Consider the following 16483-nt stretch of genomic DNA (forward strand, 5'->3'; position numbering starts at 1 on the left):
CGGCGGCGGGCCGTCACCGTCCTGTCAGATTCTGCCGCGCGCCGGTCCGGGGCCGGGTGCCAGACTGGCGCCATGCCGAACCGTGAAGCGCTCAAGCCCTTCCTGCTCGCCTTCCCCGGGCCGCTGCGCGACCAGTTGGTCGCCGCGGTTCTGGACGGGCGGAAGGTGTCGACCTCCGGACTGCTCGTGGAGTACGAGATCGAGCAGGAGGAGCTGCCGCCGGTCGGCGAGCGGTCCGCCCTCATCGACTCGGACGGCCGGGAGATCGCCGTACTCGAAGTGACCGAGGTACGGGTGCTGCCGCTGGCGGACGTGGACCTCCAGCACGCGCTGGACGAGGGCGAGGGCTATGCGTCGGTCGCCGAGTGGCGGGCGGGGCACGAGCGGTTCTGGCACAGCGAGGAGATGCGGGACGCGCTCGGCGACCCGGAGTTCACGGTGGACGACGGGACGATGATCGTCGCCGAGCGGTTCCGGGTGGTCGAGCGCATCGAGCCGGACGCGGAAGGCTGAGCGAGCCCTAGGGCCTGTCGTCAAATTCCCGTCGTCCGCCCGGAGGGCGGGCCGGGCGGCGTCAGGTGCATCCCCGAGTTCTCGGCTCCGCTCGAACAGGGGAGACCCCACTCCTCGGCGTGCCGGCCCCAGACCCCTGTACTGGATGTACTGGGGTCTGGGGCCGGTGCGGCGAGAGTGCGTGCATGGCGTCGAACGGCAGACGGGAATTTGACGACAGGCCCTAGGCCTCCGTCTCCTTCTCCCGGCCCCCGCCCTTCACCAGGCCCAGGCGGCGGCGGAAGGCGAGCATCCGGGGATGGCGTTCGTGCAGCACGGCCGAGCGGCGGTCGAGCTCCTGGCCCAGGCGCTCGGCGCGCTTCTCGATGTCGAGCTCGTCCAGGATGCGGTCCACCTCGGCGAGCAGCGCCCCGTGCAGCTGCCACTTCCGGGGGTGCTCCTGGACGGCGGCCAGCAGCATGTCCGCCACCAGGTCGCGGGTCCTGCGGCTGGTGTCGAGCGCGTCGGTGAGCCGGTCCTCGGCCTCCTCGGCGCTGGCGGCGACCGGGGTCGTGATGAGCAGCGAGAAGCTCTCGATGGCCCCCGCCATCTGCTCGAACAGCTCCGTCATGTGGGCGGCGACCTCGGGAGGGAACTGGGGTGCGTCGCCCCGGTCCTTGGCGAGGTCGGTCAGGGTCCTGGACAGCACCCGGACGACGACGGCGCAGATCTCCAGCGTGTCCAGACCGGTCCGCAGCACCACCCGGTGCAGCAGCCCCTGCCGCACCCTCGGGTTGTACATGAGGCTTTCCTCGGCCTGCCGCAGGGAGGCGTCCACCTCCACGATGTCGTGGTCGAGCCGCCGGGCCCGGTGCAGCCGCTCGGCGGCCTCCGGGACGGTGACCGGGCGGGCGAGGTCGCTGCCCAGGTCGCGGAACATCTGCCCCATCTCGCGGGCCAGTCCGTCGATGGAGGCGCCCGCGGTCTGCACCCAGACGGGCGGCGCGAACAGCAGGTTGAACAGCAGGCCCACACCGGCGCCGATCAGCGTCTCGTACACCCGCTCCCACGCCATGCTGGAGCGCGCGGACTGCGAGGTGACGCCGAGGACCAGCATGGCGCTGATCGCCACCTCGGGGACGAACTCGTCGACCCGGACCAGTCTGCCGATGATCAGCGCCGTGAAGATGGTCAGCCCCAGGCTCCACCAGGACAGGCCGACCAGGGCGCTGAAGCCGCTCGCGATGAGGACACCGACGACGACGGCCACCACACGCTTGACCGACATGTTGACGGTGGCGTAGAGGGTGACCTGGACGACGAGCAGGGCGGTCAGCGGTGCGGTCAGGGGCGCGGGCTCGGACAGCGTCGCGGTCGCCACGGCAAAGGCGATGACCGCCGCGCCCGTGGAGCGCAGGGTCTGCGCCGCCACGGGCTCCGTGGTGCGCCGGACGAGGTTGATGACGGGTTCGGCTACTCCTGGCATCTTCTTCCCATGCCCGGATAGGACCGTCTCCCCACGGTTCCGCCCCCGGAACCCCACCGGACGGACGCGCCCGGGGCGGCAGAGCCCTCAGCCGACCGCCTGCGCCGCCGCCCGGCCCGCCGCGCGGCCGGAGAAGATGCAGCCGCCCAGGAACGTGCCCTCCAGCGAGCGGTAGCCGTGCACCCCGCCGCCGCCGAAGCCGGCCGCCTCCCCCGCCGCGTACACCCCGGGCAGCGGGGTGCCGTCCCCGGTCAGGACGCGCGAGGACAGGTCGGTCTGGAGGCCGCCGAGCGACTTGCGGGTCAGGATGTTCAGCCGTACGGCGATGAGCGGCCCGGCCTTCGGGTCGAGGATGCGGTGGGGCGCCGCCGTGCGGATCAGCTTGTCGCCGATATAGCTGCGGGCGCCCCGGATCGCGGTGATCTGGAGGTCCTTGGTGAAGGGGTTGGCGATCTCCCGGTCGCGGGCGGTGATCTCGCGGCGCAGCGCGTCCTCGTCGATGAGGCCGTCCCCGGTGAGCGCGTTCATGCCGCGTACGAGGGCGCCGAGGTCTTGCTCCACGACGAAGTCCGCCCCGTTGTCCATGAACGCCTTCACGGGGGCCGGGACGTCGGCGCGGGCGCGGCCGATCACGCCGCGGACGGACTTGCCGGTCAGGTCGGGGTTCTGTTCGGAGCCGGAGAGCGCGAACTCCTTGCCGATGATCTTCTGGTCGAGCACGAACCAGGTGTAGTCGTGGCCGGTGCGCATGATGTGTTCGAGGGTGCCCAGCGTGTCGAAGCCGGGGAAGAGCGGGACGGGCAGCCGCTTGCCGGTGGCGTCCAGCCAGAGCGAGGACGGGCCGGGCAGGATGCGGATGGCGTGCTTGTCCCAGATGGGGTTCCAGTTCTCGATGCCCTCGGTGTAGTGCCACATCCGGTCCCGGTTGATGTGGTGGGCGCCCGCCTTCTCGGCGACCCCGAGCATCAGCCCGTCGACGTGCGCGGGGACGCCGGAGAGCAGCTTGGCCGGTGGGGTGCCGAGCCGTTCGGGCCACTGGGCGCGTACGAGGTCGTGGTTGCCGCCGATGCCGCCGGAGGTGACGATCACCGCCTGGGCCCTGAGCTCGAAGGAGCCCGCGGTCTCCCGGCTGCTCGCGGTCCCGCGCGGCGCGGCGCTCGGCTCCAGTATCTCGCCGGTCACGGTGTCGACGGCGCCCCCGGTGCGGGCGAGGCCGGTGACCCGGTGGCGGAAGCGGAAGGTGACCAGGCCCTTGGCGACGCCCTCGCGGACCCGGCGCTCGAAGGGGGCGACGACGCCGGGGCCGGTGCCCCAGGTGATGTGGAAGCGGGGGACGGAGTTGCCGTGGCCGTTCGCGTCGTAGCCGCCGCGCTCCGCCCAGCCGACGACGGGGAAGAACCGCATGCCCTGGGCGTGCAGCCAGGAGCGCTTCTCACCGGCCGCGAAGTCGACGTACGCCTCGGCCCACTTGCGCGGCCAGTGGTCCTCCTCGCGGTCGAAACCGGCCGTGCCCAGCCAGTCCTGAAGGGCCAGCTCGTGGCTGTCCTTGATGCGCATCCGGCGCTGTTCGGGCGAGTCCACGAGGAAGAGGCCGCCGAAGGACCAGTGCGCCTGGCCGCCGAGCGACTGCTCGGGCTCCTGGTCGAGCACGAGGACCGAGCGCCCCGCGTCCACCAGCTCCGCGGTGGCCACGAGCCCGGCGAGCCCCGCCCCAATCACGATCACATCAGCGTCGTACGCCATGGTTTCCATCCTTGTCGGGGCTCGCGAAGTTACTCGTGCGTCAGATCTTGGGCACCACCCGTCCCCGCGTCAACCGCCCGGTCGGCCGCGCCGTCGCCGCACCGGCCGGGGCGGGCGGTTATCGTCGGAACACATCACCCTCCTCCGGCCTGACGTGGGGTGGACAAGCGTGTCGGTGCTGGTCCTCGTGCTCGCCGTGACGGCCGCCTGCTGCCTGGGCTTCGGCTTCGTGTTCCAGCAGGCCGCCGCCGCGCACGCGCCCAAGCGCGACTATCTGACGTTCCGGCTGCTGCTCGACCTGATGAAGGTGCGCAGCTGGCTGGCGGGCATCGGGCTCATGGTGTGCGGCATGGTGCTGGGGGCGCTGGCGCTCGGCAAGGGCGAGGTCTCCGTGGTGGAGCCGCTGCTGGCGACGAACCTGCTCTTCGCGATGGCCCTGTCCCGGCACCGCACCGGCCAGCGCCTCGGCCGCCAGGGCTGGGCCGGGCTCTGGCTGCTGGCCCTCGGGGTCGCCGCGTTCCTGGTGGCCGGCGAGCCGAAGGGCGGCGAGGCGGTGTCGAGCCCGCTGCGGCACTGGCTGGTCGTCGGGGTGGTGGCCGGGCTCGCCCTGGTGCTGACCGCGGTCGCCAAGCGCCGCAGGTCGCGGTCGTCCCCGGCGCTGCTCGCGGTGGCGGCCGGGCTGCTCTACGGCTTGCAGGACGCGCTGACCCGGGTGAGCGGCGAGCGCTTCTCGGAGGGCGGCTGGTCGGGGCTGCTGATGTCCTGGCAGCCGTACGTGGTGCTCGTGCTCGGGGTGACGGGCCTGCTGCTGGTGCAGAGCGCCTTCGAGACGGGGCCGCTGCGGATGTCGCTGCCCGCGCTGACGGCCGCCCAGCCGCTGGCCGGGATCGCCTGCGGGATCGGGTTCCTGGGCGACCAGGTGCGGACGGACGCGGGCGCGCTGGCCTGGCAGGCCGCGGGGCTGGCGGCCATCGTGACGGGCATCGTGCTGCTGGGGCTGCATCCGGCGATGCCGGAGGGCCCGGTGCGGCGCGGTACGCACAGCCTCCAGCAGCACTGAGCGCGGGGCGGTGCCGGGCCCGGCGGGCCTGCTGTTGGATGGCCGCATGAACCCTTCTGACGAGATCCTGGACATCGTCGACGAGAACGACGTGGTGGTGGGGCAGGCCCCGCGCGGCGAGGCGACCGCCCGGGGGCTGCGCCACCGGTGCGTCTTCATCGAGGCGCGGGACGCCGAGGGCCGGATCTTCGTGCACCGCAGGACCGCGACCAAGCTGGTGTTCCCCTCGCACTACGACATGTTCGTCGGCGGGGTGGTCGGCGCGGGCGAGAGCTACGACGAGGCCGCGCTCAGGGAGGCCGAGGAGGAGCTGGGCGTCTCGGGGCTCCCGCGCCCGGAACCGCTGTTCACGTTTTTGTACGAGGACGAGGGCGGCCACCACACCTGGTGGTCGGCGGTCTACCAGGTCAGGTGCGAGCTGCCGGTGAACCCGCAGGTGGAGGAGGTCGCCTGGCACACCTTCCTGGATGACGCGGAGCTGGAGCGGCGGATCGGCGACTGGCTGTGGGTGCCGGACGGGCTGGACTGCTACCGGCGGCTGCGGGCGTTCCGGGAAGCCACCTGAGCCGGTCGGAAGCGATCGGAAAAGCGGCGGATAAGGTCCACCCGTGAACGAATTCGTACAGAGCCTGCGGCTGTGGTTCGCGCCGGAGCGCGTCCGTTCCGAGGGCGAGACCCCGGACTACCGCTTCTCGCTCGCCAACGAGCGGACCTTCCTCGCCTGGATCCGGACGGCGCTGGCCCTGATCGGCGGGGGCTTCGCGGTCGACCAGTTCCTGCCGGAGCTGTCCCGGGCGGTGCGCACGGGGCTGGCGCTCGCGCTGCTCGCGGCGGGTGTGCTGTGCGCGCTGCGGGCGGTCAACCACTGGGTGCGGTGCGAGCGGGCGATGCGGCGCGGCGAGGACCTGCCCGTCTCGCGGTTCCCGACGCTGCTGAGCATCGCGGTCGCCGTGGTGGCGGTGGCGATGGTGGTGGTGGTCCTCTTCGGCTGGGAGGGCCGGTGACCGCGGAGGAACGCGACCCGGGGCTCCAGCCGGAGCGGACCCGGCTCGCGTGGCGGCGTACGACCCTGTCGTGCACGGTGGCCGCGGTGCTGGCCGTGCGGCAGACGCTGCACGGCGGGGCGACGGACACGGGGGTCATCGCGCTGTCCCTCAGCGCCCTGGCCTGGCTGGGGTTCCTGTGGGTCGCGAACCGCCGGGTGCAGTCCATGGGCGGCGCCCGGCCGCGGCCGATGGAGGCGGCGAGCGCGCTCACGGCCGCCGCGTGCACGGTGGCGCTGGCGGTGTTCGCGGCGGCGATGCTGTTCTGAGGGCGCCCCGCTCAGCCCTCGGGCGCGTCCCAGTCCACGGTGACGACGATCTTGCCCCGGGTCCGGCCCTCCGCGTTGAGCCGCTGGGCGGCCGCCGTCTCGGCCAGCGGGAAGACCCGGTCGACGTGGACCGTGACGATGCCCTGCTCGGCCAGTTCCGCGAGGTGCGCCAGGTCGGCGGCGTCGGGCCGGACGAACGCGTACCGGCCGCCGTACGAGAAGACCTCGGGGTCCACGATGGAGGCGAGGCGCCCGTCCGGGGCCAGGGTGTCGGCGGAGGCGCGCAGGGCGTCCCCGCCCACCGTGTCGAAGGCGGCGTCGATGCCGTCGGGCGCCAGGGCCCGCAGCCGGTCCGCCAGCCCGTCCCCGTAGGCCACGGGCTCCGCGCCGAGCGTGCGCAGGTGGTCGTGGTTGCGTTCACTGGCGGTGCCGATGACGCGGCATCCGGCGTGCCGGGCGAGCTGGACGGCGAGTGAGCCGACGCCGCCCGCCGCCGCGTGGACGAGGACGGTGTCGCCCTCCTGGACGCGCAGGGTGCGGTGGAGCACCTGGTAGGCGGTGAGCCCGGCCAGAGGCAGGCCCGCCGCCTCCTCGAAGCTCAGGCGCAGCGGTTTGCGCGCGAGGGTGCGCACGGGCGCCGCTACGTACTCGGCGAAGGTCCCCCGGCTCAGGAAGTCCTCGCGCACATAGCCGATGACCTCGTCGCCCACCGCGAACTCGTCCACGGCGACGCCGGGCTGGACGACGACCCCGGAGACGTCCCAGCCGGGGATCACCGGGAAGACCGTGTCCAGGAGGGAGTCGAGCTTGCCCTCCCGGGTCGCCCGGTCGACGGGGTTCACGGCGGCGGCCCGGACCTTGACCAGGACGGTGTCGGGGCCCACCTTCGGGTCGGGCCGCTCGCCGTACTGGAGGACGTCCTCGTCGCCGAACCTGCTGTAGCTGATCGCCTTCATGCTCCGACCCTCGCGGCGGGCCGGGGCGCCCGCAACTCAGCCGGGTGTCACCAGCGGGGGATCGAGGGGGTGCGCCAGTCCGGCTCGGCCTTGCGCATCGCGGCGGCATCGTCGCGCTCGCGCATCGCGCCGTCGTCGTCCAGCCAGCGGCGGTGCAGCGCGGCGAGCCGGTCCCGGTCGAGTTCGACGCCGAGCCCGGGGGCGTCGGAGACGGTGAGGCGTCCGTCCTCGAAGACGTGGCGGGCGGTGATGACGTCCTCGGTCTGCCAGGGGTAGTGGCTGTCGCAGGCGTAGTCCAGGTTGGGGACGGTGGCCGCGACGTGCGTCATCGCGGCGAGGCTGATCCCCAGGTGGGTGTTGGAGTGCATGGAGAGCCCGACGCCGTGCAGGCGGCAGATCGCGGCGAGTTCGCGGGTGCGGTGCAGCCCGCCCCAGTAGTGGTGGTCGGACAGGACGACCTGGACGGCGTCCCGGGCGAACGCCTCGGGGACCTCGGCGAGCGTCGTGACGCACATGTTGGTGGCCAGCGGCACGTCCGTGCCCGCCGAGACGGTGGCCATCGCGTCCGTGCCGCTCGCCGGGTCCTCCAGGTATTCGAGGACGTCCTTCAGCTGCTCGGCGACGTACAGCGAGGTCTCCACGGACCAGGCGCCGTTGGGGTCCAGGCGCAGCGGCTGCCCGGGGAACGCCTCGGCGAGCGCGCGGACGGCGGCGATCTCCTCGTCGGGCGGGAACACGCCCCCCTTGAGCTTGAAGGAGGAGAAGCCGTGGTCCTGGGCGAACCGGCGGGCCTGGGCGACGACCCCGGCCGGGTCGAGCGCCGCGCCCCAGTCGTCGCGCTCCCCGCCGTCCGGGTGCTCCGCCCAGCGGTAGAAGAGGTACGCGCTGTACTCGACCCGGTCCCGGACCTTGCCGCCGAGCAGGGCGTGCACCGGGAGCCCGGTGGCCTTGCCGAGCGCGTCCAGGCAGGCCACCTCGAAGCCGGAGACCACGGAGAGCCGCAGCTTGTCCGCGGTCTGGACGCCGCGCAGCCCGCCCGCGTCGACCCGCTCGTCGGCCGCCCGTGAATCGCCGCACACCTCGTCGGCCAGGGCGAACAGCCCGTTCACATCGCTGACCGGCCGTCCGGGCAATGCGGCGGCCAGGGGCCTCGCGAGCTCCAGATACTTGCCGTCGCCGTAGGTCTCCCCGATCCCGGTGACCCCGCCACGGGTGACGACCTCCACGACGAGCCGGGGCGTGTACGGCTGGTGGACGCCCTGGGTGTTGAGCAGGGGTGGGTCGGCGATGAGGATCGGGGTCAGCCGGACTTCCTCGATGAGCAGCGCGGTATCCATACGTGAACTCTATTCAGGGATGCGATCGAGCGCCAGGGGCGGGGCGGTACCGGGACCGGAGACTCCGCATCCGGTTCCGGGGACGCACTGGACGACATACCGACTGGTCGGCATCATGAGAGCGACCGTTCGCCCACCCCGGAGGTACGCACGATGAGCCACGTCCATCCGCCAGGTCTCGATCTCGACCGGCTGCGCGGACACCTGGACCGCGAGCGCCCGGGACTGGTGAGCGGACCGCTCGACGCCCGCGTCGTGGAGGGCGGCCGGTCGAATCTGACGTACCTGGTCACCGACGGAACCGGCCGCTGGGTCGTCCGCAGGCCGCCGCTGGGGCACGTCCTGGCCACCGCGCACGACATGAAGCGCGAGCACCGGGTGATCAGCGCCCTGCACCCGACGGCGGTCCCGGTCCCCGAACCGCTGCTGCTCTGCGAGGACGACGCGGTCATCGGCGCGCCGTTCTACGTCATGGAGTACGTGGAGGGCACCCCGTACCGCACGGCGGAGCAGCTGGCCCCGCTCGGCCCGGAGCGCACCCGGGCGGCGGTCCTGGCCCTGGTCGACACGCTGGTCGAGCTGCACGCCGTCGACCCCGAGGCGGTCGGTCTCGGCGACTTCGGGCGGCCCGAGGGCTTCCTGGACCGCCAGCTGCGCCGCTGGGGCAAGCAGCTGGCCGCCTCCCGCAACCGCGAGCTGCCCGGCATCGAGGAGCTGCACGCGGCGCTCGGCCGCGCGCTGCCCGTCTCCCCCGCGCCCACCGTGGTGCACGGCGACTACCGCCTGGACAACGCGCTGATCGGCGCCGACGACGAGATCAAGGCCGTCCTCGACTGGGAGATGTCGACGCTCGGCGACCCGCTCACCGACCTCGGGCTGCTCGTCATGTACAGCTCCGACCTGGGGCTGCCGGAGTCGCCGGTCTCCACGACCAGCGGCGCGCCCGGCCACCCGTCCCCGGCCGAGCTGATCGAGCGCTACGCGGCCCGCTCCGGCCGCGACACCTCCGCCATCTCCTGGTACACGGCGTTCGCCTGGTTCAAGCTCGCCGTGATCCTGGAGGGCATCCACTACCGCTACACGCTGGGCCAGACGGTCGGCGGCGGCTTCGACCGCATCGGCGATCTCGTCCCCGTCTTCATCGAGCACGGCCTCACCACCCTCCAGGAAGGCTGAACCCCCCATGGACTTCGCATTCGACGCCCGTACCGAGGAGCTGCGCACCCGGCTCCTCGCCTTCATGGACGAGCACGTCCACCCGGCCGAGCGGATCGCGGACGAGCAGCGCGCGGAGCTGGATTCGCCGTGGCAGACCCCGCGCATCGTGGAGGAGCTGAAGGCGGAGGCCCGCAGGCAGGGCCTGTGGAACCTCTTCCTGCCGGGCACGGAGCACGGGGCGGGGCTGAGCAACCTCCAGTACGCGCCGCTGGCGGAGATCACGGGCCGCTCGCCGCGTCTGGCGCCCACCGCGACGAACTGCGCGGCGCCGGACACCGGGAACATGGAGGTGCTGGCCGAGTTCGGCACGGACGAGCAGAAGAAGCGGTGGCTGGAACCGCTGCTGGCCGGGGAGATCCGGTCGGCCTTCGCGATGACGGAGCCGGAGGTCGCCTCCTCGGACGCGACCAACATCGAGACCCGGATCACCCGTGACGGCGGTGACTACGTCATCAACGGCCGCAAGTGGTACATCTCCGGGGCGATGAACCCGGACTGCGAGATCTTCATCGTGATGGGCAAGACGGACCCGGACGGTGCGGACATCCGCCGCCAGCAGTCGCAGATCCTGGTGCCCCGGGACACCCCCGGCCTGACGGTGAAGCGCGCCATGCAGGTGTACGGCTACGAGGACCACTGGCACGGCGGCCACGCGGAGGTCGTCTTCGAGGACGTGCGCGTTCCGGCGTCGAACCTGATCGGCGAGGAGGGCGGCGGCTTCGCCATCGCCCAGGCCCGGCTGGGTCCGGGGCGCATCCACCACTGCATGCGGCTCATTGGCATGGCGGAGCGGGCCATCGAGCTGATGTGCCGGCGCGCGGTCTCCCGTACGGCCTTCGGCAAGCCGCTCGCCCAGCAGGGTGTCGTGCAGAACTGGATCGCGGACGCCCGGGTCACCGTCGAGCAGCTGCGGCTGCTGGTGCTGAAGACGGCCTGGCTGATGGACACCGTCGGCAACCGGGGCGCGCACACGGAGATCCAGTCCATCAAGATCGCCACCCCGCGCGCGGTGGTCGCCATCCTCGACCAGGCGGTGCAGCTGCACGGCGCGGGCGGGGTGAGCCAGGACTTCCCGCTCGCCGAGCTGTGGGCCTCGGCCCGCACGCTGCGCCTCGCGGATGGCCCGGACGAGGTGCACCAGCGCTCGCTGGCCCGGCGGGAGATCAAGAAGTACCTGTAGGGCTTCAATAACCCCCGTACGGTACGTGGTCGGCCAGGGCCAGTTCGCGGGCGAAGGCCCGTACCCGCAGCAGGGTGCGGGCCAGCAGCCTGACCGGGAGGGAGCGGCGGCGGCCGTAGGCCACGGTCCACAGGGCGGGGATGCGGGTGGTGCTCTGGATGTGCGCCATGAATCCAGCTTGACCCCGGTCCGGGAGGCGGTCCAACAGATGGATTCGCTGGTACCCATCGATAATGTAGATGCATGGAGATTCGCCAGCTCCGCCACTTCATGGCGGTGATCACGCACGGCAGCTTCACCGCCGCCGCCCGCGCCGAGCTGATCGTGCAGTCGGCGCTGAGCACGTCCGTGCGCAACCTGGAACGGGAGCTGGGCGCCGAACTCTTCGACCGCACCGGCCGCCGGGTCGTCCTCACCGAGGCCGGCCGGGCGCTGCTCCCCGCCGCGCGGACGGTGCTCGCCGGGACGGACGCCGCCCGGGACGCGGTGGCGGCCGTATCGGGGCTGGCCGGCGGGCGGGTCCGGGTCGGCACGATCCAGACGCTGACCTGCGTCGACCTGGCCGCCGAGCTGGCCGCGTTCCACCGGCTGTGGCCCGGGGTGCAGATCTCGCTGCGCGAGGCGACGACACCGGAGCTGGTGGCGGCGGTGCGCGCCGGGGAGCTGGACCTGGCCTATCTGGCGCCGGACACCGCGGAGCTGCCGGAGGGCATCGCCGCGTTCGCCACCTGGCACGAGGACCTGGTGCTGATCACCGCGCCCGGGCACCCGCTGGCGAAGGCGGGGCGCACCCTGATCAAGGATCTCGCCGACGAGCCGTTCGTGGACTTCCGGGCGGGCACGGGCCTGGAGACGGCGGTGCGCAGGCTGGCCGCGCACTGCGGTCTGGAGCGCAGGATCACCTGTGACGTCACGCAGATCCGGCTGCTGGTCGACCTCGTCCGGGCGGGCATCGGGGTGGCGATCGTGCCGCGCCGGATCGGCGAGGACGCGGGGCTGCCGTGTGTGGCCATCCGGCAGCCGGAGCCGGGGCGGACCGTGCTGCTGGTGGGCCGGGCGCCCCGGCCGCGCAACCCGGCGGCGGAGGCGCTGCTCGGGCAGCTGTGCGGCGAGGAGCGCGTCCCCGTTACGGTCTGAGCGCCCGGAGCAGCAGGTCGGCCAGGTGGTCGGCGACCTCCTGCGGGGTGAGGGGGCCGTCCGGGCGGTACCAGGTCGACAGGTGGTGGACCGAGCCGAAGTGGTAGTCCACGATGAGGTCCGCCGGGGTGGCGGTGGAGAAGACCCCGCTGCGCTGGCCCTCCTCGACCAGGGCGCGGAAGCGCTCGTGGTAGCGCCGCCGCTCGCCCCGTACCTGCTTGTTCTTCTCCGGGCTCAGGTGGTGCATGGAGCGGAAGAAGATCGAGGCGTCGTCCAGGTTCTCGATGGTGGTGACGACGACGTCGGCCGCCGCGTCGCGCAGCCGCTGCTCGATGGGCGCCTCGGCGTTCGCGAAGGCGTCGAGCCGCTCCTGCTGGAGGCGCAGCACCCGGGCGTACACCTCCTGGAGCAGGTCCTCCTTGGAGCCGAAGTAGTGGTAGAGCGCCCCCTTGGTGACGCCGGCCGCCTCCACGATCTCCTGCACCGAGGTGCGGTCGTAGCCCTGCTCGGCGAAGAGCCGGGTGGCGGCGGCCAGCAGTCGCTGCGGGACGGGGGTGCCGCTCCCGTCCGTCTCCTTGGCCATAGCCGCCGCCTTCCTTCCGTGCGTACGCGTATGTCTGTGCTAGCGGGCTGAACGCAGTTCCCGCCTGAGGATCTTCCCACTTGCCGTCTTGGGCAGCTCGGCCAGGATCTCGACCTCGCGCGGGTACTTGTAGGCGGCGAGCCGTTCCTTGCAGTACGCGCCCAGCTCGTCCGGCTCCACGGTCGCGCCCGGACGCAGGCTGACGTAGGCCCGGACGGTCTCGCCCCGGTAGGCGTCGGGCACGCCCACGACGGCGGCCTCGCGGACGGCCGGGTGCGTGTAGAGGACGTCCTCCACCTCGCGGGGCCACACCTTGAAGCCGGAGGCGTTGATCATGTCCTTCTTGCGGTCGACCACGTAGAGCCAGCCCTCGCGGTCCATGAAGCCGATGTCGCCGGTGCGCAGCTCGCCGTCGGGGAAGGCGGCCGCGGTGGCCTCGGGCAGTCCCCAGTAGCCGGAGACGACCTGCGGGCCGCGCACCGCGATCTCGCCCTGCTCCCCGAAGGGCACCTCGGCGCCGTTCTCGTCCAGGATGCGGACGACCGTGTCCGGCCCGGGCACGCCGACCGAGAGGGTGCCGGAGACCGGGTCGACGGGCGCCTCGCGCTCCGGGGGCACGGAGGCGCAGGGGGCGGTGCACTCGGTGAGGCCGTAGCCGTTGCGTATGTACGGGCCGAGGCCCGCCCGGAACTGCTCCACGAGCGCGGGCGGCAGCGGCGCGCCGCCGGAGGAGATGACCTGGAAGGACGCGAAGTGCCCGGGCGTCACGCCGGGGGTCGCGGCCAGCGCCATGAAGGCGGTGGAGGGCCCGACGGTGTACGCGGGGCGGTGCTCGGCGAAGGCGTCGAGGACGACCCCGGGGTGGAAGCGGTAGGCGAGGACGAGGGTGCCCGCGTTGGTGAGGCAGGCGGCCAGCTGGCAGACCATGCCGGTGATGTGGAAGAGCGGGGCGAGCGCGAAGTAGGCGGCGCCCTCGGGGACGGGGTGGCCGGTCCGCTGGCGTTCGGCGTTGACCATGATGTTGCCGTGGGAGTTCAGGGCGCCCTTGGGGGTGCCGCTGGTCCCGGAGGTGTAGCTGATCAGCGCGGTGTCGGCAGCGGTGAGCTCCCGTCCGGCGGGTGCGGCGAGGCCCTGGCGGGCGACGGCGACCAGATCGTCGGCGTCCCCGGCGACGGGCAGCCGCTCGAAGTTGAGGACCCGCTCGTCGTTCTGCGTCTGGAGGTCCAGCTCGCAGGCGGTGAGCGCGATCCGGACGCCGGGCGCGGCCGCGGCGGTGTCCCGGAGATACGCCTCCCAGGCCCGGTCGGAGCAGATCAGGGCGGTGACCTGGGCGTCCTTGAGTACGTGGCCGACCTCGGCGGACTTGTACATCGGGTTGAGCGGGACGACGGTGGCGCCGGCCTTCCAGGCGCCGAGGAGCGCGAGGACGAACTGCGGGGAGTTCTGGAGCATGATCGCGACCCGGTCGCCGCGCTCCAGGCCCCGGGCGGCGAGGTGGCCGGCCACGGAGTCGGAGAGCTCGTCGGTCTCGCGGTAGGTGAGGCGGCCGTCGAAGTAGGCGAGCGCCGGGTGGTCCGGGGCGCGGTCCATGGACGCGCGGAAGGCGTGCACCAGGGTCTCGGCGGGGTGGACGGGGGCCCGCTGGGCCTTGCTGAGCATCGGGAGCCAGGGCTTCGCCGCGTAGATGGACTCGGTCATGCTCCGGTCTCCTCCCAGGTGCGCTGAAGGCGGTTCATGCCGCGGATCCAGCGGTCGGTGTCGGCGGCCCTGGCTTCGTAGTAGCGGCCGACCTCGGGGTGCGGCAGGACCAGGAAGCGGTCCTCGGCCATGGCGTCGAACAGGGCGTCCGCGACGGCCTCGGGCTCGATGGCGCCGGGGGCGAGGACGAGTTCGCCGGCCGATCCGGCGGCGGTGAGCATGTCCGTACGCACGCCCTGCGGGCAGATCGCGTGGACCTTCACGCCCCGGTGCCGGTAGGTCAGCGACAGCCACTCCGCGAAGGCGACCGCGCCGTGCTTGGTGACGCTGTACGGGGCGGCGCCGATCATGGTGAGCAGCCCGGCGGCGGAGGCGGTGGAGACGAACCGCCCGCTGCCGCGTTCCAGCCAGTCCGGGAGCAGCGCGCGGGCCGCCCGGACGTGGGCCATCACGTTGACGTCCCAGGCCGCGGCCCAGACCTCCTCGTCGGCCATCGGGTCGCCCGGTGAGGCGAGGCCCGCGTTGGCGCAGTACACGTCGATGGTGCCGTCCAGGGCGTCCCGGGCCGTCTCCACGATCCGGGAGGCGTCCCCGGCGACGGCGGTGGCGCCGATCTCGTCGGCGAGCGCCTCGATCCGGGACGCGTCGAGGTCGTTGACGACGACCCGTGCGCCCTCGGCGGCGAATCTGCGGGCGAGGGCGGCTCCGATGCCGCCTCCGGCCCCGGTGACCACTACGCCAGCGCCCTGCACCGTACTCATCGCTCTCGCACCTCTCAGCCGACTGCACCGGCAGACTAACCAGTCGGTATGTCGTGTGGGAAGGGGTGTCGTGCGGGAAGGGGTGGCGGCGTCTCATCGGCCACTCCCGGCGCGGCGGCCCCGTCCGACACGTTCCCCCGGGCCGCTCGGCGCGCTAGCGTGCGTGGCCATGACACTCGTCGCGATCTTGGAGGTAGCCGAATGAGCCTGTCCAGGCGTGGTTTGCTCAGCGCCGGCGGTGCGATGGGAGCCCTCGCGGCCACGGCCGCGTCGGCCGGCCCCGCGGCCGCCGGTACGTCGCACGGCAAGGGCCACGGGCACGGGAACGGCCACGGGGGCGGGCAGCGGGTCCGTACCGGCTTCGACCGGCTGGCGGCCGACGGCTACGCCCTGCTGAAGGGGCAGCGCGTCGGCGTCGTCACCAACCCGACCGGGATCACGTCCGACGTCCGGCACATCGTGGACGTGATGCACCCGGACGGCCGGGTGAACCTCACCGCCGTCTTCGGTCCCGAGCACGGCTTCCGGGGCACCGCGCAGGCGGGCGGTTCCGAGGGGCGCTACGACGACCCGGCGACCGGTCTTCCGGTCTACGACACGTATCTGAAGAGCGGTCAGGCGCTCGCCGACGTCTTCACGGCGTCCGGCGTGGACACGATCGTCTTCGACATCCAGGACGCCGGCGCCCGCTTCTACACGTACATCTGGACGCTGTACGACTGCATGGAGGCGGCCGCGCTCGCGGGCAAGAAGTTCGTCGTGCTGGACCGGCCGAACCCGGTGTCGGGGCGGGCGGCGCTCGGGCCGGTGCTCGACCCGGCGTTCGGCACGTTCGTGGGGCGGCGGGAGATCTCGCAGGCGCACGGGATGACCGTGACCGAGCTGGCGCTGCTGTTCAACGGGGAGTTCCTGAAGGACCGCCCGGCCGAGCTGGAGATCGTGAAGATGACGGGGTGGTCGCGCTCCGACTTCTTCGACGCGTCGGGGTTGCCGTGGGTGCCGCCGAGCCCCAACATGCCGACGCCCGACACGGCGCTCGTCTACTCCGGCACGTGCCTCTTCGAGGGGACGAACCTCTCCGAGGGGCGCGGCACGACCCGCCCGTTCGAACTGCTGGGCGCGGAGGGCATCGACCACAAGTGGGCGGACGCGGCCAACGCGCTGGAGCTGCCCGGAGTGGCGTTCCGCGAGGCGTACTTCGCGCCGACGTTCTCGAAGTTCCAGGGCGTCACGGTGGGCGGCGTGCAGCTGCACGTCCTGGACCGCGAGGTCTTCGACCCGGTGCGTACGGGGATCGCGCTGCTGATCACCGCGAAGCGGACGTGGAGCGGGTTCGCGTGGCGGTCGGACAACTGGATCGACAAGCTGACCGGCAACACGCGGGTGCGGACGATGATCGACGCGGGGGCGGACCTGGACGAGGTCACCGGCGCGTGGGCGTCGGACCTCGCGAAGTTCCGGGCCGTCCGTAAGCGGTACTTGCAGTACCGGTGAGGTGGGCCGGGCGGGCCCGCGAGGAC

Annotated in this window: 17 protein-coding genes; 9 read left to right on the top strand and 8 right to left on the bottom strand. The window is 72.7% G+C overall.

What is annotated here, in order from left to right; translation table 11 throughout:
• Nucleotides 1–72: 72 nt before the first annotated feature.
• Nucleotides 73–513 (top strand): ASCH domain-containing protein, encoded by a 441-nt coding sequence (locus tag AMK18_RS24385; RefSeq protein ID WP_018103681.1) that lies wholly within the window; start codon nucleotides 73–75, stop codon nucleotides 511–513.
• A 223-nt stretch (nucleotides 514–736) separates the two neighbouring features.
• Here AMK18_RS24385 and AMK18_RS24390 read toward each other — a convergent pair whose 3' ends face one another.
• Nucleotides 737–1978 carry an FUSC family protein gene (locus AMK18_RS24390; RefSeq protein ID WP_026171593.1) on the bottom strand — a complete coding sequence of 414 codons (1242 nt, stop codon included), beginning with the start codon at nucleotides 1976–1978 and terminating at the stop codon, nucleotides 737–739.
• A gap of 87 nt (nucleotides 1979–2065) precedes the next feature.
• Nucleotides 2066–3721 carry an FAD-binding dehydrogenase gene (locus AMK18_RS24395; RefSeq protein ID WP_073864498.1) on the bottom strand — a complete coding sequence of 552 codons (1656 nt, stop codon included), beginning with the start codon at nucleotides 3719–3721 and terminating at the stop codon, nucleotides 2066–2068.
• A gap of 169 nt (nucleotides 3722–3890) precedes the next feature.
• Here AMK18_RS24395 and AMK18_RS24400 point away from each other — a divergent pair, with 169 nt between their 5' ends.
• Genes AMK18_RS24400 through AMK18_RS24415 form a run of 4 tightly spaced genes read left to right on the top strand, consistent with a single transcriptional unit; the run spans nucleotide 3891 to nucleotide 6093 of the window.
• Nucleotides 3891–4781 carry a DMT family transporter gene (locus tag AMK18_RS24400; protein ID WP_073864499.1) on the top strand — a complete coding sequence of 297 codons (891 nt, stop codon included), beginning with the start codon at nucleotides 3891–3893 and terminating at the stop codon, nucleotides 4779–4781.
• Between the two features lie 46 nt (nucleotides 4782–4827).
• Nucleotides 4828–5346 (top strand): NUDIX domain-containing protein, encoded by a 519-nt coding sequence (locus AMK18_RS24405; protein WP_073864564.1) that lies wholly within the window; start codon nucleotides 4828–4830, stop codon nucleotides 5344–5346.
• A 43-nt stretch (nucleotides 5347–5389) separates the two neighbouring features.
• The gene (locus tag AMK18_RS24410) at nucleotides 5390–5785 is read left to right on the top strand and encodes a YidH family protein (protein WP_018103676.1); all 396 of its coding nucleotides are present in this window, start codon (nucleotides 5390–5392) and stop codon (nucleotides 5783–5785) included.
• Nucleotides 5782–6093 (top strand): DUF202 domain-containing protein, encoded by a 312-nt coding sequence (locus tag AMK18_RS24415; protein ID WP_018103675.1) that lies wholly within the window; start codon nucleotides 5782–5784, stop codon nucleotides 6091–6093. Before AMK18_RS24410 ends, AMK18_RS24415 begins: the two co-directional genes overlap by 4 nt.
• Nucleotides 6094–6104: 11 nt before the next feature.
• Here AMK18_RS24415 and AMK18_RS24420 read toward each other — a convergent pair whose 3' ends face one another.
• Nucleotides 6105–7049 carry an NADP-dependent oxidoreductase gene (locus AMK18_RS24420; RefSeq protein WP_073864500.1) on the bottom strand — a complete coding sequence of 315 codons (945 nt, stop codon included), beginning with the start codon at nucleotides 7047–7049 and terminating at the stop codon, nucleotides 6105–6107.
• Nucleotides 7050–7096: 47 nt separating this feature from the next.
• Nucleotides 7097–8386 (bottom strand): glucarate dehydratase family protein, encoded by a 1290-nt coding sequence (locus tag AMK18_RS24425; RefSeq protein WP_073864501.1) that lies wholly within the window; start codon nucleotides 8384–8386, stop codon nucleotides 7097–7099.
• Between the two features lie 153 nt (nucleotides 8387–8539).
• Between AMK18_RS24425 and AMK18_RS24430 the strand changes: the two genes are divergently transcribed.
• Nucleotides 8540–9562 carry a phosphotransferase family protein gene (locus tag AMK18_RS24430; RefSeq protein WP_018103672.1) on the top strand — a complete coding sequence of 341 codons (1023 nt, stop codon included), beginning with the start codon at nucleotides 8540–8542 and terminating at the stop codon, nucleotides 9560–9562.
• A 7-nt stretch (nucleotides 9563–9569) separates the two neighbouring features.
• Nucleotides 9570–10784, top strand: a complete 1215-nt coding sequence (locus AMK18_RS24435; RefSeq protein WP_073864502.1) for an acyl-CoA dehydrogenase family protein — start codon at nucleotides 9570–9572, stop codon at nucleotides 10782–10784.
• Nucleotides 10785–10788: 4 nt separating this feature from the next.
• Here the strand turns inward: AMK18_RS24435 and AMK18_RS34945 are convergent, their stop codons facing one another.
• Nucleotides 10789–10953, bottom strand: coding sequence for a hypothetical protein (locus tag AMK18_RS34945; protein WP_018103670.1), 165 nt, complete (start codon nucleotides 10951–10953; stop codon nucleotides 10789–10791).
• Between the two features lie 74 nt (nucleotides 10954–11027).
• On the opposite strand from AMK18_RS34945, the gene AMK18_RS24440 reads away from it, so the two are divergent.
• Complete coding sequence (locus tag AMK18_RS24440; RefSeq protein WP_073864503.1) at nucleotides 11028–11921, top strand: LysR family transcriptional regulator; 894 nt, start codon at nucleotides 11028–11030, stop codon at nucleotides 11919–11921.
• Here AMK18_RS24440 and AMK18_RS24445 read toward each other — a convergent pair.
• Genes AMK18_RS24445 through AMK18_RS24455 form a run of 3 tightly spaced genes read right to left on the bottom strand, consistent with a single transcriptional unit; the run spans nucleotide 11911 to nucleotide 14963 of the window.
• The gene (locus AMK18_RS24445; protein WP_018103668.1) at nucleotides 11911–12504 is read right to left on the bottom strand and encodes a TetR/AcrR family transcriptional regulator; all 594 of its coding nucleotides are present in this window, start codon (nucleotides 12502–12504) and stop codon (nucleotides 11911–11913) included. The genes AMK18_RS24440 and AMK18_RS24445 overlap by 11 nt on opposite strands.
• A 39-nt stretch (nucleotides 12505–12543) precedes the next feature.
• Nucleotides 12544–14202: a class I adenylate-forming enzyme family protein gene (locus tag AMK18_RS24450; RefSeq protein WP_073864504.1), complete on the bottom strand. Its 1659-nt coding sequence runs from the start codon at nucleotides 14200–14202 to the stop codon at nucleotides 12544–12546.
• The gene (locus AMK18_RS24455; protein WP_026171592.1) at nucleotides 14199–14963 is read right to left on the bottom strand and encodes an SDR family oxidoreductase; all 765 of its coding nucleotides are present in this window, start codon (nucleotides 14961–14963) and stop codon (nucleotides 14199–14201) included. The genes AMK18_RS24450 and AMK18_RS24455 overlap by 4 nt, the downstream gene beginning before the upstream one ends.
• Nucleotides 14964–15164: 201 nt before the next feature.
• Between AMK18_RS24455 and AMK18_RS24460 the strand changes: the two genes are divergently transcribed.
• A complete protein-coding gene (locus AMK18_RS24460; RefSeq protein ID WP_073864505.1) occupies nucleotides 15165–16457 on the top strand; it encodes an exo-beta-N-acetylmuramidase NamZ family protein in 1293 nt (430 codons plus the stop codon).
• Nucleotides 16458–16483: the final 26 nt, after the last annotated feature.

The sequence above is a fragment of the Streptomyces sp. CB01249 genome (assembly GCF_001905735.1).
In the GTDB taxonomy this organism is placed as follows: domain Bacteria; phylum Actinomycetota; class Actinomycetes; order Streptomycetales; family Streptomycetaceae; genus Streptomyces.

Coding starts and splice junctions, on each gene's coding strand:
- AMK18_RS24450 (WP_073864504.1), bottom strand. CDS start 14,202: ATGACCGAGTCCATCTACGCGGCGAAGCCCTGGCTCCCGATGCTCAGC.
- AMK18_RS24425 (WP_073864501.1), bottom strand. CDS start 8,386: ATGGATACCGCGCTGCTCATCGAGGAAGTCCGGCTGACCCCGATCCTC.
- AMK18_RS34945 (WP_018103670.1), bottom strand. CDS start 10,953: ATGGCGCACATCCAGAGCACCACCCGCATCCCCGCCCTGTGGACCGTG.
- AMK18_RS24395 (WP_073864498.1), bottom strand. CDS start 3,721: ATGGCGTACGACGCTGATGTGATCGTGATTGGGGCGGGGCTCGCCGGG.
- AMK18_RS24445 (WP_018103668.1), bottom strand. CDS start 12,504: ATGGCCAAGGAGACGGACGGGAGCGGCACCCCCGTCCCGCAGCGACTG.
- AMK18_RS24385 (WP_018103681.1), top strand. CDS start 73: ATGCCGAACCGTGAAGCGCTCAAGCCCTTCCTGCTCGCCTTCCCCGGG.
- AMK18_RS24420 (WP_073864500.1), bottom strand. CDS start 7,049: ATGAAGGCGATCAGCTACAGCAGGTTCGGCGACGAGGACGTCCTCCAG.
- AMK18_RS24440 (WP_073864503.1), top strand. CDS start 11,028: ATGGAGATTCGCCAGCTCCGCCACTTCATGGCGGTGATCACGCACGGC.
- AMK18_RS24430 (WP_018103672.1), top strand. CDS start 8,540: ATGAGCCACGTCCATCCGCCAGGTCTCGATCTCGACCGGCTGCGCGGA.
- AMK18_RS24460 (WP_073864505.1), top strand. CDS start 15,165: ATGAGCCTGTCCAGGCGTGGTTTGCTCAGCGCCGGCGGTGCGATGGGA.
- AMK18_RS24455 (WP_026171592.1), bottom strand. CDS start 14,963: ATGAGTACGGTGCAGGGCGCTGGCGTAGTGGTCACCGGGGCCGGAGGC.
- AMK18_RS24405 (WP_073864564.1), top strand. CDS start 4,828: ATGAACCCTTCTGACGAGATCCTGGACATCGTCGACGAGAACGACGTG.
- AMK18_RS24435 (WP_073864502.1), top strand. CDS start 9,570: ATGGACTTCGCATTCGACGCCCGTACCGAGGAGCTGCGCACCCGGCTC.
- AMK18_RS24390 (WP_026171593.1), bottom strand. CDS start 1,978: ATGCCAGGAGTAGCCGAACCCGTCATCAACCTCGTCCGGCGCACCACG.